Below are 15,795 nucleotides of genomic sequence, written 5' to 3'. Positions count from 1 at the left end.
CGAAGTCTCGGCGTAACCAGACTCTGAAAGCAGGCTCATGCCCACAATCGCCTTGGTCGATGACGACCGCAACATTCTGACATCCGTCTCCATCGCGCTCGAGGCCGAGGGTTATCGGATCATGACCTATACCGATGGTGCGTCGGCGCTCGACGGTTTTCGGACCAGCCAGCCTGACCTCGCCATCCTCGACATCAAGATGCCGCGCATGGACGGCATGGAGACGTTGCGGCGGCTTCGCCAGAAGTCCGACCTGCCGGTGATCTTCCTCACCTCCAAGGACGAGGAGATCGACGAGCTGTTCGGCCTGAAGATGGGCGCGGACGACTTCATCCGCAAACCGTTCTCGCAGCGCCTGCTGGTGGAGCGCGTCAAGGCCGTGCTGCGCCGCTCGCAGCCGAAGGATCCGACGGCGCTGCCGAAGGAGAACGACGCCAAGGCGCTCGATCGCGGCCTGCTGCGCATGGATCCGGAGCGTCACACCTGCACCTGGAAGAACGAGCCGGTCACGCTGACCGTCACCGAGTTCCTGATCCTGCAGGCGCTGGCGCAGCGTCCGGGCGTGGTCAAGAGCCGCAATGCGCTGATGGACGCGGCCTATGACGACCAGGTCTATGTCGACGACCGCACCATCGACAGCCACATCAAGCGGCTGCGCAAGAAGTTCAAGATGGTCGACGAGGAGTTCGAGATGATCGAGACCCTCTACGGCGTCGGCTATCGCTTCAAGGAAACCTGAAGCCCTGCAGCAAGGGACCTGAAGCATTGCCTTGCGCGACGTCATGCGAAATTGCGCGCTGACGTCGCGGTCTCGATTGGATAGGCTACGCCTCCTGCGCGTTTGTCCGAGCGCAGATGCCGGAACGGGGCCATTGTTGCGGCGAATTCGGGTGCGGCAAGTCGAGTTCTCGCGGGAATTCGCCGCACAACCCCTACGAAATTCGGAATCGGAGCACTCACATTGCTCGATCGCACGCAGCTTGACCCAGCCGTGAATGCCCACGACGCCGCCGCCGCGATCGCGTCCGAGGCGGCGGACGAGACCCCGCACGTCTCCGGCTGGCAGCGTCCGCTGAGCTGGCTGCGCCGCGCCGGACAGTTCCTGTTCGCGCTGTCGTTCTCGAGCCTCACCCGCCGCATCGTCTCGCTGAACATCGCCGGCCTGCTCGCACTGGTTGCAAGCATCCTGTACCTGTCGCAGTTCCGCGCCGGCCTGATCGATGCGCGTGCGCAGAGCCTCCTGGTGCAGGCCGAGATCATCGCCGGCGCCATCGCCGCCTCGGCCACGGTGCAGACCAACACCATCACCATCGATCCCGAGCGCCTGCTCGATCTCAAGCCCGGCGAGAGCTACGGCGCGCCGGACGAATATTCGCCGCTCGACTTCCCGATCAATCCGGAACGCGTCGCGCCGGTGCTGCGCACGCTGATCTCGCCGACCAAGACGCGCGCGCGCATCTATGATCCGAATGGCGGGCTCCTGCTCGACAGCCGCAACCTGGAGAACGTGCTGCGCTTCGACCTGCCGCCGCCGTCGAGCGAGAAGCCCGGCTTCGTCGAGCGTGCGCTGATCTCGGTACGCACCTGGCTCAATCGCGGCGACCTGCCGCTGTACCGCGAATATGGCCCGGAGAACGGCAACGGCTACGAGGAAGTCGCCGACGCGCTGAAGGGCCAGAAGCGCAGCATGGTGAGGGTCAATTCGCGCGGCGAAGTGATCGTCTCGGTCGCGGTGTCGGTGCAGCGCTCGCGCACCATCCACGGCGCCCTGATGCTGTCGACGCAGGGCGACGACATCGACCAGATGGTCACCGCCGAGCGTCTTGCCATTCTGAAGGTCGGCGGCGTCGCCTCCGCCGTCATGATCGTGCTGTCGCTGCTGCTCGCCAGCACCATCGCCGGTCCGGTGCGCCGGCTCGCCGACAGTGCCGAGCGGGTCCGCCGCCGCATCAAGACCCGCGTCGAGATTCCCGACTTCACCCGCCGCCGCGACGAGATCGGCCATCTCTCCGGGGCGCTGCGCGACATGACAGACGCGCTCTACAACCGCATCGAGGCGATCGAGATGTTCGCCGCCGACGTTGCCCACGAGCTCAAGAACCCGCTGACCTCGCTGCGCTCGGCGGTCGAGACGCTGCCGCTGGCGCGCAACGACAACAGCCGCGCCCGCCTGCTCGCCGTGATCGAGCACGACGTGAAGCGGCTCGACCGGCTGATCTCCGACATTTCCGACGCCAGCCGGCTCGATGCCGAGCTGCAGCGCCAGGACATGACCCTGGTCGATCTGCGCCGGCTGCTGAACACGCTGACCTCGGTCGCCAACGAGACCAAGCTCGGCACCGACGTCACCGTCGAGGTCCGCTTCGAGGGCCGCGGCGCCAACGACACCTTCTCGGTGCCCGGGCATGATTCGCGGCTCGGCCAGGTGATCTCCAACCTTCTGTCGAACGCGCAATCGTTCTCCGCGGCCGGCGGCAAGGTGCGCATCACCTGCCGGCGCGTGCGCTCGGAGATCGAGATCACCGTCGATGATGACGGCCCCGGCATTCGCGAGGACGCCCTGCAGCGCATCTTCGAGCGGTTCTATACCGACCGGCCGCACCAGGGCTTTGGCCAGAATTCCGGGCTGGGCCTGTCGATCTCCAAGCAGATCATCGACGCCCATGGCGGGCGGATCTGGGCCGAGAACCGGCCCGGCCCTGTTGACGCCGACGGACATCCGACCTCGGCCGGGGCTCGCTTCGTCGTCCGGCTGCCGGCGTCGTGACGAACGAAACGGCGAGCATCCATGCGTCTGCCGTCCAGGTTGGGGAGCAGGCCGTCCTGATCCGGGGCCCCTCCGGTTCCGGTAAATCCCGACTCGCCTTCGATCTGATCCTCGCCGGACGCGCGGGACAGCTGCCGCCAACGGTTCTGGTGGGCGACGACCGTGTTCATCTCGCCACACGCGGCGGGGAAATGTGGGTGAGCCCCGCGCCCGCTCTGGCCGGGCTGATCGAGATCCGCGGCCTTGGAATCCGCGCCTGCGACCATGTGTCGGAGGCGAAACTTGGGCTTGTGGTTGACCTGATGGCCGAGGACGCTGCCCGCCTGCCGAACGCCGAATCGCTTCGGATTCATCTCAACGGTATCGAATTGCCACGGATACCTGTCGGCCCGGGTTTCTCACCCCTCCCGCTGGTTGTGGCGGAACTAATTACCACTCAAGCTTTCATGTTCCGGTAATCTTTCGGCCGATTGTGTGGGGCAAATTGGTAACCATATCAGCCCCACTATCGCGACCGAGTAGACCGCCGCCCCCTCCCATTCTGTATGCCAGAATCCGGGAGACTCGCGAATATGCCCTCTTGCGCGAGGGCTCCGGATGGTCAAAGTGGCGCGTTCGTGCGGTGCACCCAAGGCGCCCGCGAGGAGTATCCGATGATTGGCCTGGTACTGGTGACCCATGGGCGCCTCGCCGACGAGTTCAGGGCGGCGCTGGAACACGTCATGGGTCCTCAAAAACAAATCGAAGCGGTCACGATTGGCGCCGACGATGATTCCGATCTCTGTCGCAGCGACATCATCGAAGCCGTGAACCGCGTCGACACCGGCGACGGTGTCGCCATTCTCACCGACATGTTCGGCGGCACGCCGTCGAATCTCGCCATCTCCTGCATGAGCCGGCCCAAGGTCGAGGTGCTCGCGGGCATCAACCTGCCCATGCTGGTGAAGCTCGCCAAGGTGCGCGAGGAGCGCTCGCTGCCCGACGCCATCGCGATGGCGCAGGAGGCGGGACGCAAATACGTCACCATCGCCAGCCGGGTGCTCGCCGGCAAATGAGCGACGAGGATGCTCAGCAGGACAACGTCGCCGGCCCGGCTGTCCCTGCCGGAGCCATCTCGCGAGAGCTGCTGATCACCAACAAGCGCGGCCTGCATGCGCGGGCCTCGGCGAAATTCGTGCAGATGGTCGAGAAGTTCCGGGCCGAGGTCTGGGTGACGCGCGGCGGCGAGACCGTCGGCGGCCGCTCGATCATGGGCCTGATGATGCTGGCGGCGGCGCCGGGAACCAAGATCCTGGTCTCCGCCACCGGGCCCGAGGCGGAGGCCGCGCTGCAGGCGATCACCGACCTGGTGAACGACAAGTTCCACGAAGAAGGCGTGTAAGGGCCTCCCGAAACGCGTTTCGCCATGCCGCAATGGGGCATTCTACCCGATTTGCGCCTATCCTCGCATAGCGACGCGGTAAGGATGGCATGTCCAGTAGCACTATTCGGCTGAGCGAGGCAGACCTGCGAGCCGTGGCTGAATACGCGGCCCTCTCTGCACATCCGGCGCTGGCGATCTTCGAACGCGACCGACCGGATGATCTTCGTGCACGAGCCGCAATACAGGCCGCCCGAAGCTTTGCGAGCGGCGGGAGTCGGAGCAAATCCCTACGGGATAGCGCGTGGGCGGCGCAGCGGGCGGCAATCGAAGCCCGCGATGAAGGGTTGCGCGCGGCCTATGAGGCCGCTCGCGCTGCCCTTGCCGCGGCGGGCGCGGGCTTCCTTCATCCCCTCGCGAACCCTTCCCAGGTCAAGCACATCCTCGGAGCTGCCGGCCACGCGGCGCGAGCTTTCGAAATCTCGGCCGGAGACGTTCCCGCCGTCGGCACTGACTACCTCGCGCGATCACGGCTCCTTGCTTCTCGAGAGGTCGTGGACGTCCTCAGGCGTTATCCTGGTCCGCCGCCCGGAGGAGGCCGGGTCGGAGAGCTGATCCGCCAGCTCGATTCCCTGCTCCGGTGATCGGGAGGCCTCGCGCGCAGGAGCGCTTGGCCGGGACGACCGCGGAGCTATCCCCCCGATGCCTGAATATACACCTTCCAAACGATTGCAGGGCCCGCCTGGCCGTGAAAGAAGCGCTGCGTGGTCATGACCAGCGGCTCGGCTTTCGGGGCCTCCTTGGCCATCCAGGCCTCGCAGGCCGCGATCCGGTTGTCGGTGGTGTCGCAGATGCCGATGAACCCCTCGCGCTTGAGGTCCTCCAGCGCGCTCAGGCCGGAACTCCAGGTCTCCTCGGGCGTGGTGGGCACCGTGAACGGCCTTGGGTGGTCCGGGCTGTAGAAGGTCATCGGCGTGTTCATCTCGGCAAAGCCGGCCACCAGCGGCCAGGGCGAGCCGAATCGGGCATGCCAGGCCTTGGTCAGCTCCCGCGCCAGCTCCGAACGGGCGCCATAGCCGGTGGCGCCGTTCGGATTGGCGGCCATCTCGCGCCGGGCAATCCAGGGCGAGGCGATCAGCGTGAGCAGCGACAGGACGAGCCAGACGGCGGCGAGCCGCGGCAGCATGACCGATCGCAGCCGCAGCGCGGGAATTGCGACCAGCGCCAGCGGCACCAGGAAGAACAGCGAGATGCCCCAATCGGTCTTCATGTAGATCGTGAAGGCGAGGCCGCCGAGCGGCGGCCCGACGGCAACGATCGCCTGCACCAGCCAAACATTGATCGCCTGGCTTACATTCACGCCAGGATTGGGACCGCCGCGCCAGTTGCGGAAGGCGAATCGCGGCGGCCAGGCCATCACCAGCGCCGCCAGCGCCACCGGCAAAGCCAGCAGCGCCAGATTGTGGCCGACATAGCCGAGCACGAGCTCGGCGGCGCGGCCGCGATCCGACAGCGTATAGACATCCCCGGCATAGGTGATGGCGACGAAATCGACCCGCCACAGCCACACCAGATGCGGGATCATCGCCACCAGCATGGTGACGATCGCGATCCACGGCGCGGGCGACGCCAGGAAGCGCAACCGTTCCGGGTGCAGCAGCGCCGCAAGGCCGATGGCGCCGATCATGGTCAGCACCCAGTATTTGGTCATCAGCGCCGCCGCGCCGGCGAGGCCGAGCCACAGGCCGGAGGCGGCGCTGCGCTTTTCGAACGCGTTGAGATAGGCCAGCACCAGCAGCGGCAGGGTCAGCAGCTGGACCAGGTCGGCGTTGTACTTGAAGCCCTTGAAATTGAAGATCGGGTACAGCGCAACCATCACCACGACGAAGAAGGCGCGGCGGCGGTCGACCACCTTGAGGCTCGCGAGCCAGACGATGACGAGGCCGCTGCCGTTCACGGCCATCGCCAGCGCATAGGTCGCCCAGTCCTTGACCGGAAACACCGCGAACCACAGCCCGGCGATCCAGCCCGACAGCGGCGGATGCTTGCCGTAGCCGAGCAGGAAGCGGCTGCCCCAGGCATAGGCCTCGGCGACGTCCATGTGGACGTCCTGCGCCGCCTTCAGATTGGTCAGGACCGCCGTCCACAGCACGGCATGGACGATCGCGAAGGTGACGACGACCCAGATCGACGTTGCCGGCGCCGTGGCGCGCGCCACCAGCCAGGCGGAGATTCGCCGCGGTCCGAGACGGCCGCGCATGCGCGCCGCGAGAGGCGGAAGAGAGGTACTCGACATCCGCCCTCGGTAGCCTGTTTTGGCGGCGCGGGGAATCAGCTTGCCGTGAAGAAAGCCCCTGGAAATTCAGCAATATGGTTGCTGGTGAGGGGCTTGGGGTGCTATCTGCGCGACCCATGACGACCGCCCCCATTCCCAACATCCGCAACTTCTCCATCGTCGCCCATATCGACCATGGAAAGTCCACTTTGGCCGACCGCCTGATCCAGATGACGGGCGGGCTGTCGGACCGCGAGATGGCGGGCAAGGAGCAGGTGCTCGATTCGATGGACATCGAGCGCGAGCGCGGCATCACCATCAAGGCGCAGACCGTGCGCCTGCGTTACCATGCCAAGGACGGCAAGGATTACATCTTCAACCTGATGGACACGCCCGGCCACGTCGACTTCGCCTACGAAGTCTCCCGGTCGCTGGCGGCCTGCGAGGGCTCGCTGCTGGTGGTCGACGCCAGCCAGGGCGTCGAGGCGCAGACGCTCGCCAACGTCTATCAGGCGCTCGACAACAATCACGAGATCGTCCCGGTCCTCAACAAGATCGACCTGCCGGCGGCCGAGCCCGAGAAGATCAAGCAGCAGATCGAGGACGTGATCGGTATCGACGCCTCCGACGCGGTGATGATCTCCGCCAAGACCGGCCTTGGCATTCCCGACGTGCTGGAGGCGATCGTCACCCGCCTGCCGCCGCCCAAGGGCGACCGCGAGGCGACCCTGAAGGCGCTGCTGGTCGACAGCTGGTACGACGTCTATCTCGGCGTCGTCGTGCTGGTGCGCATCGTCGACGGCGTGATGAGGAAGGGCCAGCGCGTCCGGATGATGGGCACCGGGGCCGCCTATGACGTCGAGCGCGTCGGCTTCTTCACGCCGAAGATGACGCAGGTCGACGAGCTCGGGCCCGGCGAGATCGGCTTCATCACCGCCGCGATCAAGGAGGTGGCCGACACCCGCGTCGGCGACACCATCACCGACGACCGCAAGCCCGTCTCGGAGATGCTGCCGGGCTTCAAGCCGGCCATCCCGGTCGTGTTCTGCGGCCTGTTCCCGGTCGATGCCGATGATTTCGAAACATTGCGCGCCGCAATGGGCAAGCTCCGGCTCAACGACGCCAGCTTCTCGTTCGAGATGGAGACGTCCGCCGCGCTCGGCTTCGGCTTCCGCTGCGGCTTCCTCGGCCTCTTGCATCTGGAGATCATCCAGGAGCGTCTCTCCCGCGAGTTCGATCTCAACCTGATCGCGACCGCGCCGAGCGTCATCTACAAGATGAAGCTGACCGACGGCGAGGAGATCGAGATCCACAACCCGGTCGACATGCCCGACGTGGTCAAGATCGCCGAGATCCAGGAGCCCTGGATCGAGGCGACGATCCTGACGCCGGACGAATATCTCGGCAGCGTGCTCAAGCTCTGCCAGGACCGCCGCGGCAATCAGAAGGAGCTGACTTACGTCGGCAGCCGCGCGATGGTCAAATACGACCTGCCGCTCAACGAGGTGGTGTTCGACTTCTACGACCGGCTGAAATCGGTCTCCAAGGGCTACGCCTCGTTCGACTATCATTTGACCGACTACAAGCCGGCCGATCTCGTCAAGATGCAGATCCTCGTCAACAACGAGCCGGTCGATGCGCTGTCGATGCTGGTGCACCGGACCCGCGCCGAAGGCCGGGGACGCGCCATGGTCGAGAAGATGAAGGACCTGATTCCGCCGCACATGTTCCAGATCCCGATCCAGGCGGCGATCGGCGGCAAGGTGATCGCGCGCGAGACCGTGCGCGCGCTGCGCAAGGACGTCACCGCGAAGTGCTACGGCGGCGACATCACCCGCAAGCGCAAGCTTCTGGAGAAGCAGAAGGAAGGCAAGAAGAAGATGCGGCAGTTCGGCAAGGTCGACATCCCGCAGGAAGCCTTCATCGCCGCCCTCAAGGTGGATAGCTGAGGCGCGGGCCCGCCCCCCTCTCTGGTTTCATCAGCACGATAGGCTGAAGAAAATCCGGATTCCAAAGCGGAACCAGCGCTCCCGTGCAACTACGGTATCTGTTCCTTAATGGTATCCTGAGACCCTTGCTGCAAAGCAAGGAATGCCCCGAATGTCCCGCCTCCGGTCGATCTCCGCCCGCCTGATCATCGCGCTCTCGCTGACCGTCGCCATCGCCTGTGCCGTGCTCGGCACCTTCTCCGTCATCCAGCAGCGCGCTCTGACCCGACTGGCGCTGGAGCAGCAACTCAAGCTGCAGTTCGACAGCGTGTCGGCCGGCATCGACTATGAAGGCCGCGCCGCGCTGGCGGTCAGCTCCACCCTGGCGGCGCTGCCCCCGATCGCCGACGCCTACCTCAAGGGCGACCGCGACGCGCTTGGCGCCCTGCTCGGCGGCGCCATGACGTCGCTGAAGGCGCAGGGCATTCCGCTGGTGAACGTATGGGCGCCGCCGGCCACCAATTTCTATCGCGTGCATGAGCCCAAGGTGTTCGGCGACGACACCTCGAAGCGCCGCATCACCGTGGTGCAGGCCAACCAGACCGGCCGCCTGATCGCCGGCGTCGAGCAGAGCCGGCTGTCGCTCGGCATCTTCGGCATGACCCCGATCGTGCGCGACGGCAAGGTGATCGCGACCGTCGACGTCGGCGCCGCCTTCGGCAAGGAATTCGTCGAGCGCGCCAAGCAGCGCTTCGGCATCGATCTCGCCGTCTACTGGATCAACGACGGCCAGCCGAAGCGGCTGTCCTCGACGTTCGGCGACGAGACCGTCGCCACCCCGGACGAGGTGCTCGCGGTGTTCAAGGGCACGGCGCTGCTGCGCGATGCCACCCTGGCCGGCAAGCCCGCCGCGGTCTATGCTGGCCAGATCAGGAACTACGCCGGCGACCCGATCGCCGTGCTGGAGCTGATCAAGGACACCACCGCCTATGAGGCCGCCGCCGCCAGCGCGCAGCAGCAGCTGATCATCGGCACGGTCGTAATCCTGCTGCTCGCCGTCATCGTCGCGCTGTTCGTCGCTCGCGGCATCTCGCGCCCGCTGGTCGCCATCACCGCCGTCATGCACCGGCTGTCGAGCGGCGACACCGAGGTCGCGATCCCCGGCGGCCAGCGCAAGGACGAGCTCGGCACGATGGCGCAGGCGGTCGACGTGTTCCGCCGCAACATGATCGAGACGGCCAGCCTGCGCGAGGCGCAGGAGGCGACGCAACACCGCGCCGAGCAGGAGAAGCAGGCGCTGCAGCGGCAGATGGCCGACCGGTTCGAGGCCGACGTCAAGGGCGTGGTGTCCTCGGTTGCCAAGGCCACGGCGGACATGGAGCGCGTCGTCCACGAGATCACGGTCAGCGTCAACGGCACCTCGCAGCGCGCAGCGGCCGCCGCTGCCGCGTCCGAGGAAGCCTCGAGCGGCGTGTCGACCGTCGCTGCGGCCTCCGAGGAGCTCGCCTCCTCGGTGACCGAGATCGGTCGCCAGGTCGCGCATTCCAGCAAGGTGGCCGATGCCGCGGTCGTCAAGGCGCGCCAGACCACCGAGATGGTCGGCAGCCTCGCCGCAGCCGCCGAGAGGATCGGCGACGTGTTGCGCCTGATCGACGCGATCGCGAGCCAGACCAACCTGCTGGCGCTCAACGCGACCATCGAGGCGGCGCGTGCCGGCGAGGCGGGCCGCGGCTTCGCGGTCGTGGCAGCCGAGGTCAAGGAGCTGGCCGGACAGACCGCCAAGGCGACGGAGGAGATCGCCGGCCAGGTCACCTCGATCCAGGCCGCGACGTCCGACTGCGTGACCGCCATCGGCGGCATCAGCACAACGATCCAGGAGATCAGTGGCATTGCCGCGACCATCGCCGCCGCCGTCGAGCAGCAAGACTCGGCGACGCGCGAGATCGCGCGCAGCGTCCAGCAGGCGGCGTCCGGGACCAACGAGGTATCGCAGAACGTCGTCGGCGCCAGTGACGCCGCCGAGCAGTCACGCGAGCTCGCCGACCACGTCATGGTCGCCACGCGCGACCTCGGCAAGCGTGCGAACGACCTGTTCAAGAGCGTCGACACCTTCCTCGCCGGCCTGCGCAAGGCGGCGTAGCGAGCGACTTTCGCCATCCCGCCCTCTTGGCTCGCAGCCTTCCAAGGCGGCGAGCTCCAAAATCGGTGTCGTCCCCGCGTTCGCGGGGACGACGCTGGTGATGAGGTAACAGCCGGGCCTCCGCTTCAATCGCCGGTCGCGAGTGCAAAGCCCTCGTCGAGCCAGCCGGTGATGCCGCCGATCATCATCTTCACGGGCCGTCCCAGCCGCGCAAGCCGGATCGCGGCGCGGTTAGCGCCGTTGCAGTGCGGGCCGGCGCAGTAGACCACGAACAGCCTGTCCTTCGCGTACTCGGCCATCCGCTCCGCGGTCATAATCCGGTGCGGGATGTTGATGGCGCCGGTGATGTGCCCCTTGGCAAACGAGGCCGGGCCCCTGACATCCACCAGGATGAAGTCCGGAGCTGCTGCATGCAGACTCTCGTGCACGTCCCAGCAATCGGTCTCGAATGAGAGCATCGCCTCGAAATGGGCGAGCGCCTGGGCTGACGGGGCTGCGGGCACCTCGGTGACATGGGTCGTCATCGTCTCTCTCCTGCGACGTTGCGTGAGCTCCTCCAATCTCGCGCGCTACCCGGGGCGACCCAAGTGACGGATCGGACAAAGTTCGGTAAGTTTCCGCCAATGCCCCGCGCCGCAACCCATGCTCCACACCCGAATCCGGGATTGGTCGCCGTCATCACCTATGACGGGCTGTGCACGTTCGAGTTCGGCATCGCGGTCGAAGTCTTCGGGCTGCCGCGGCCGGAGTTCGACTTCCCTTGGTACCGGTTCACGGTGGTCTCTGCCGAAGCGCGGCGTGCCCGCGCGACCGGCGGCATCGTGGTCGAGGCCGGCGCGCCCCTGTCACGCCTGAAGCAAGCCAGCACGATCATCGTTCCAGGATGGCGCGATCGCACCGAGCGGCCGCCCGAGCGCCTGCTGCGCGCCATCGCGCAGGCGGCCGCGCGCGGCGCGCGGTGCTTGTCGATCTGCTCCGGCGTGTTCGTTCTGGCCGCCGCTGGCCTGCTCGACGGCAGGCGCGCCACCACGCATTGGCGGCACATTCCCGACCTGAAGCGGCTCTATCCGAATATTCGCGTCGAAGAGGACACGCTCTATGTCGACGAGGGCAATGTCATCACCTCGGCCGGCAGCGCTGCGGGCATCGACGCCTGCCTGCATCTGGTCCGGCGCGATTTCGGCAGCAAGGTTGCGAACAGCGTTGCCCGGCGGCTGGTGATGCCGCCGCGCCGGGACGGCGGGCAGGCGCAATACGTCGTCGCACCGGTCCAGGCCCGCCCGGGACGGACGATCGGCGCCGTCATGGATTGGGCACGGGGGCGACTGGAGCAGCCGATTGCGGTCAGCGCGATGGCAAAACGCGCCGGGATGAGCGAGCGGACCTTGCTGCGGTCGTTCCAGGACAGCACGGGCGCGAGCCCTGCGGCCTGGCTGCAGCAGGAGCGCATGACGCGGGCGCGGGAGCTGCTGGAGAATGCGACGCTCTCCCTGGCGGACATCTCGGCGCAGTGCGGCTACCGGTCGCTCGAAACGTTTCGCGTCGCTTTCCGGCGCATCGTCGGAACGTCGCCCGCGGCCTATCGGCGGCGCTTCGAGGCGCGTCCAACATCGGCCAACGTCGCTCGCTCAAGCCACCAGCGCGTTGCCGGGTGAGGTACCGTCCATGGCATCCCGCTGCGCCTGCAAGAGCCGGACGATGTCGACATTGGGCCGGGGCCGGCTGAACAGATAGCCCTGCCCTTCATGGCAGCCCTCGGCGCGCAGACAGCGCAGCTCCGCCTCCGTCTCGACGCCTTCGGCCGTGATGATGACGCCGAGCCCCTTGCCCAGGCTGACGATCGAGCGGACGATCGCCTGCGCCTCGCGATTGGCCGCGAGACCGCGGATGAAGGACTGATCGACCTTGATCTTGTCGAACGGAAAGCTGCGCAGATAGCTCAGGCTGGAATAGCCAGTGCCGAAATCGTCCATCGAGATGCGCACGCCCAGCGCGCGCAGCGCATGCAGGGTGGCCAGCACCTGGCCGCTCTTCTCCAGCACCAGCGTCTCGGTGATCTCGAGCTCGAGCCGGCTCGGCGGCAGGCCCGACTGCTTCAGCACGTCCATCACCAGCGACAGCACGTTGCCGACGCGGAACTGCAGCGGCGACATGTTCACGGCGACACGGACGTCGTCCGGCCATTTCGCGGCGTCGTTGCAGGCGTGCCGCAACATCGCGCGGCCGAGCGCCGAGATCAGGCCGGTCTCCTCGGCGACCGGGATGAACTCCGACGGCGGGATCATGCCGCGCTCTGGATGCGGCCAGCGCGCCAGCGCCTCGAAACCGGTGATGCGTCCGGTCGAGAGGTCGATCAGCGGCTGATAATGCGGCTGCAGCACGTCGCGCTGGATGGCCTCGCGCAGCTCGGATTCGATCTTGCGCCGGCTCTGCGCCCGCGCATCCATGCCGGATTCGAAATAGCTGAAGGAGCCGCGCGTCTCGTTCTTCGCGCGCGACAGCGCCATGTCGGCATTCTTGAGCAGCTTCTCGGCGTCGTCGCCATCGTTCGGCGCCATGGCGATTCCAATCGTGGCACCGATCGTCACCGAACTGCCGTCGATGAGATAGGGATCGGCGATCGCCTCCAGCAGCCGGCGGCAGAGCTGGGCCGCATCCTCCGGCCGCGCCTGCCCGCCCTGCACCACCGCGAACTCGTCGGAGTTCAGTCGCGCGACGATGTCCTCCTGACGCAGGACCGAGCGCAGCCGCTTGCCGACCCCGCGCAACAGCCGGTCGCCGACCGCGTGGCCGAGGGTATCGTTGATCGACTTGAAATTATCGAGGCCGAGCACCAGCACGGCGATCTTCTCGGAGCCGCGCCGCATCTGGGTGAGCTTGTCATCGATCTTCTGGCGCAGCAGGTTGCGGCTCGGCAGGCCGGTCAGTGCGTCGTGCTGGGCCAGGAAGGCGAGCCGCGCCTCGGCGCGCTTGCGTTCGGTGATGTCCATCAGCGCCAGCAGCACCGCGGGCTGGGCGTTGTGGACGAGATGGCGCGAATAGATCGCGAGATCGATCAGGGCGCCATCGGCGCGGACATGCTTCCAGGTGCGCGCCGCCTGCTCCTCGCTGGACTGCTCGCCTGCCCAGGGCGGCTCGCTATCATAGGCCTGCAGGCTGCGGATGCTGAGCCGCTCGAAGGCGTCCCGGCTGTAGCCGTAATGCTGGGCCGCCGCTTCGTTGACGCCGAGCACGCGCCCGTCATCCGTCGCGCAGACGATCATCGGCACCGGATTGCCGTCGAACAGCAGGCGGAACGACTCCTCGCGCTGCTTCAATTCGGTGATGTCGACGCGCAGGCCAACGATGCCGCCATCGCCGGTCAGACGCTCCTCGATCAGGATGGTACGGCCGTCCGACAGCTTCTGCTCATGGCGACCGCTCGGATGAAACAGCTTTTCGAGCCGCTCGGCGATCCACTCCTCCTCGCGGCCCGCGGCTTCCGGATAGTCGCCGCGGGCAACGCCGATCCGGATCGTATCCTGCAGCCGGGCGCCGGATTCGAACAGGTCCGAGCTGCGGTTGTAGATTTCGGCGTATTTCTTGTTCCAGAGAATGTAGCGGCCGTCGGCGTCGAGGAACACGATCCCCTCGGGAAGAATGTCGATCGCTTCGATGAGCCGATCATGCGCCTTCTTCGCCTCAGCCATCGCCACTTCGGCGCACTTGCCGCCGATCTCATCGACGGGGGCGAGCTTGCGCAAATTGTGCCAACGCAATCTCGGGCTTGGCTTGACCGGGTGAACTGCATCGCGGGCGCTTGGCACGCGATTGCGCTTTTTTGCCGTGGGTGGCCGAACGGGCCGCATCGCGTGCCTCACTCTCCTTCTCGAACGGCAGTTTTCGGCCACGTTTCTGAAAAAATGGTATCTTGATGCAGGGCGCGACAGCCACTGGTTACGGGAACAGGTGGATGCACTCGCGCATTTGGAGAGTTGAGACTTGCGCGGAGGATCAACCAAGGGCTGCTGTACAACCAGCGATAAGTGACGTCGGTTGCCACGGGCCAGAAAAGACCCGCATACCGTGCAATGGCCCTGCGCTTATTGTTCATTTACCGAACGAACTCACGCAATTGAGCCGTGTTCAGCCGGTTCCGCCAATCCGGCAGCAGGGTTAGAGCCAGGTTAAAACGGCCCGAATGACCCGCTGTTGACGTAGAATTGGGCAACTCGGCCGGTCGGCAGACGCTACACTGGCGCCATGCATGTCCGCCTGATTCTGGTCGCCATCATCAGTTCGGCCGTCATTGCCGTGGCGGCCCCGGCCCATGCCCAGGACAAGGGCAGCGTCGAGCCAAAGGCCCTGCCGCCATTGGCGCATCCGGACGATCCGAATACGCCGGCCAAGGAGCTGTTCGCCCGGAGGATCCTGCCGTCGGCGCAACCGACCAGGGTGATCGGCACCTATAATCGCGGCTGCATCGCCGGAGCCGAGCGAATGCCGGTCAACGGCGAGGGCTGGCAGGTGATGCGGCTGTCGCGCAACCGCAATTTCGGCCATCCCAACCTGATCGCGCTGCTGAAGCGGCTGGCGACCCGCGCGCACAAGGATGCCGGCTGGCCCGGCATCCTGGTCGGCGACATCGGCCAGCCGCGCGGCGGACCAGCGCTGTCCGGCCATGCCAGCCATCAAATCGGGCTCGACGCCGACATCTGGCTGACGCCGATGCCTGACCACAGGCTGTCGCGCAACGAGCGCGAGGAGATGTCGGCGGTCATGATGGTTCGGCCTGATCGCCTCGATGTCGATCCGCGGGTGTTCACGAAGGGCCACGTCGCCGTGATCCGCGCCGCGGCCCAGGAGCCGTCGGTGCAGCGCATCTTCGTCAACGCCGCGATCAAGAAGGCGCTGTGCCGGGACGCGAGGGGGGACCGTAGCTGGCTCACCAAGGTGCGGCCGTGGTGGGGCCACGACTATCACTTCCACATCCGCATGGTGTGCCCGCCGGGCAATCCGGACTGCCACGGCCAGACCAACCAGGAGGGCGGCGATGGCTGCGGCGACCTCGACTATTGGTTCTCGGATGCGGTGCTGCATCCGCTGCCGCCGAAAGAGCCCCCTAAGCCGCCGCAACCGCTGACGATGGCGCAACTGCCGCCTGGCTGCCGAGCGGTGCTGCATGCGCCGGACGCCAAGAATTGATTCGGCCGACGCTGCCGTGATTGGGAGTCGCAGCGGCGGGACGATTGCCATAGGATGATATTGCTCGCGCCGTCAGCGCGGCGATCGAAGGGGATGACGGTCCCTCCACCTCCTGTTATCGCGGTATCAAGATGCCGCGCG

The 15,795-nt window shown here is 66.5% G+C and carries 13 protein-coding genes; 10 read left to right on the top strand and 3 right to left on the bottom strand.

Going from position 1 to position 15,795, the window contains the following annotated elements; genetic code table 11:
• Positions 1 to 37 precede the first annotated feature (37 nt).
• From QX094_RS14905 to QX094_RS34555, 6 genes are all read left to right on the top strand, one after another.
• Positions 38 to 739: a response regulator transcription factor gene (locus tag QX094_RS14905; RefSeq protein ID WP_006611449.1), complete on the top strand. Its 702-nt coding sequence runs from the start codon at positions 38 to 40 to the stop codon at positions 737 to 739.
• 222 nt (positions 740 to 961) lie between these two features.
• Positions 962 to 2,767 carry a sensor histidine kinase gene (locus tag QX094_RS14900; RefSeq protein ID WP_316174523.1) on the top strand — a complete coding sequence of 602 codons (1,806 nt, stop codon included), beginning with the start codon at positions 962 to 964 and terminating at the stop codon, positions 2,765 to 2,767.
• Positions 2,764 to 3,225, top strand: coding sequence for an HPr kinase/phosphatase C-terminal domain-containing protein (locus QX094_RS14895; protein ID WP_316169611.1), 462 nt, complete (start codon positions 2,764 to 2,766; stop codon positions 3,223 to 3,225). The genes QX094_RS14900 and QX094_RS14895 overlap by 4 nt, the downstream gene beginning before the upstream one ends.
• 195 nt (positions 3,226 to 3,420) lie before the next feature.
• Positions 3,421 to 3,822 carry a PTS sugar transporter subunit IIA gene (locus tag QX094_RS14890; protein ID WP_006611446.1) on the top strand — a complete coding sequence of 134 codons (402 nt, stop codon included), beginning with the start codon at positions 3,421 to 3,423 and terminating at the stop codon, positions 3,820 to 3,822.
• Positions 3,819 to 4,148: an HPr family phosphocarrier protein gene (locus QX094_RS14885; RefSeq protein ID WP_316174521.1), complete on the top strand. Its 330-nt coding sequence runs from the start codon at positions 3,819 to 3,821 to the stop codon at positions 4,146 to 4,148. Before QX094_RS14890 ends, QX094_RS14885 begins: the two co-directional genes overlap by 4 nt.
• Before the next feature lie 89 nt (positions 4,149 to 4,237).
• On the top strand, positions 4,238 to 4,771 hold the full coding sequence (locus tag QX094_RS34555; protein WP_410052689.1) for a putative immunity protein: 534 nt from the start codon (positions 4,238 to 4,240) through the stop codon (positions 4,769 to 4,771).
• 47 nt (positions 4,772 to 4,818) lie between these two features.
• Here QX094_RS34555 and QX094_RS14880 read toward each other — a convergent pair whose 3' ends face one another.
• Entirely contained in the window at positions 4,819 to 6,423 is a 1,605-nt protein-coding gene (locus QX094_RS14880; protein WP_316174519.1) for a glycosyltransferase family 39 protein, read from the bottom strand.
• Between the two features lie 116 nt (positions 6,424 to 6,539).
• Between QX094_RS14880 and lepA the strand changes: the two genes are divergently transcribed.
• Together lepA and QX094_RS14870 are read left to right on the top strand one after the other, a co-directional pair.
• Positions 6,540 to 8,351: a translation elongation factor 4 gene (gene lepA / locus QX094_RS14875; protein ID WP_315825850.1), complete on the top strand. Its 1,812-nt coding sequence runs from the start codon at positions 6,540 to 6,542 to the stop codon at positions 8,349 to 8,351.
• Positions 8,352 to 8,502: 151 nt separating this feature from the next.
• Positions 8,503 to 10,470, top strand: a complete 1,968-nt coding sequence (locus tag QX094_RS14870; RefSeq protein ID WP_315752234.1) for a methyl-accepting chemotaxis protein — start codon at positions 8,503 to 8,505, stop codon at positions 10,468 to 10,470.
• 125 nt (positions 10,471 to 10,595) lie between these two features.
• On the opposite strand, the gene QX094_RS14865 is transcribed toward QX094_RS14870, so the two are convergent.
• Positions 10,596 to 10,994: a rhodanese-like domain-containing protein gene (locus QX094_RS14865; protein ID WP_316174517.1), complete on the bottom strand. Its 399-nt coding sequence runs from the start codon at positions 10,992 to 10,994 to the stop codon at positions 10,596 to 10,598.
• Between the two features lie 99 nt (positions 10,995 to 11,093).
• On the opposite strand from QX094_RS14865, the gene ftrA reads away from it, so the two are divergent.
• On the top strand, positions 11,094 to 12,125 hold the full coding sequence (ftrA, locus tag QX094_RS14860; protein ID WP_316187971.1) for a transcriptional regulator FtrA: 1,032 nt from the start codon (positions 11,094 to 11,096) through the stop codon (positions 12,123 to 12,125).
• Here the strand turns inward: ftrA and QX094_RS14855 are convergent.
• Complete coding sequence (locus QX094_RS14855; protein ID WP_315752237.1) at positions 12,099 to 14,318, bottom strand: putative bifunctional diguanylate cyclase/phosphodiesterase; 2,220 nt, start codon at positions 14,316 to 14,318, stop codon at positions 12,099 to 12,101. The two genes, ftrA and QX094_RS14855, sit on opposite strands and share 27 nt — an antisense overlap.
• A 394-nt stretch (positions 14,319 to 14,712) precedes the next feature.
• On the opposite strand from QX094_RS14855, the gene mepA reads away from it, so the two are divergent.
• Positions 14,713 to 15,654 carry a penicillin-insensitive murein endopeptidase gene (gene mepA / locus QX094_RS14850; protein ID WP_315715314.1) on the top strand — a complete coding sequence of 314 codons (942 nt, stop codon included), beginning with the start codon at positions 14,713 to 14,715 and terminating at the stop codon, positions 15,652 to 15,654.
• The last annotated feature ends 141 nt before the right edge of the window (positions 15,655 to 15,795 follow it).

The sequence above is a fragment of the Bradyrhizobium sp. SZCCHNS1050 genome (assembly GCF_032484785.1).
Lineage (GTDB): Bacteria > Pseudomonadota > Alphaproteobacteria > Rhizobiales > Xanthobacteraceae > Bradyrhizobium.
Note: the sequence above shows the minus strand (reverse complement) of the source record. Positions and strands in the feature narration are given on the sequence as shown.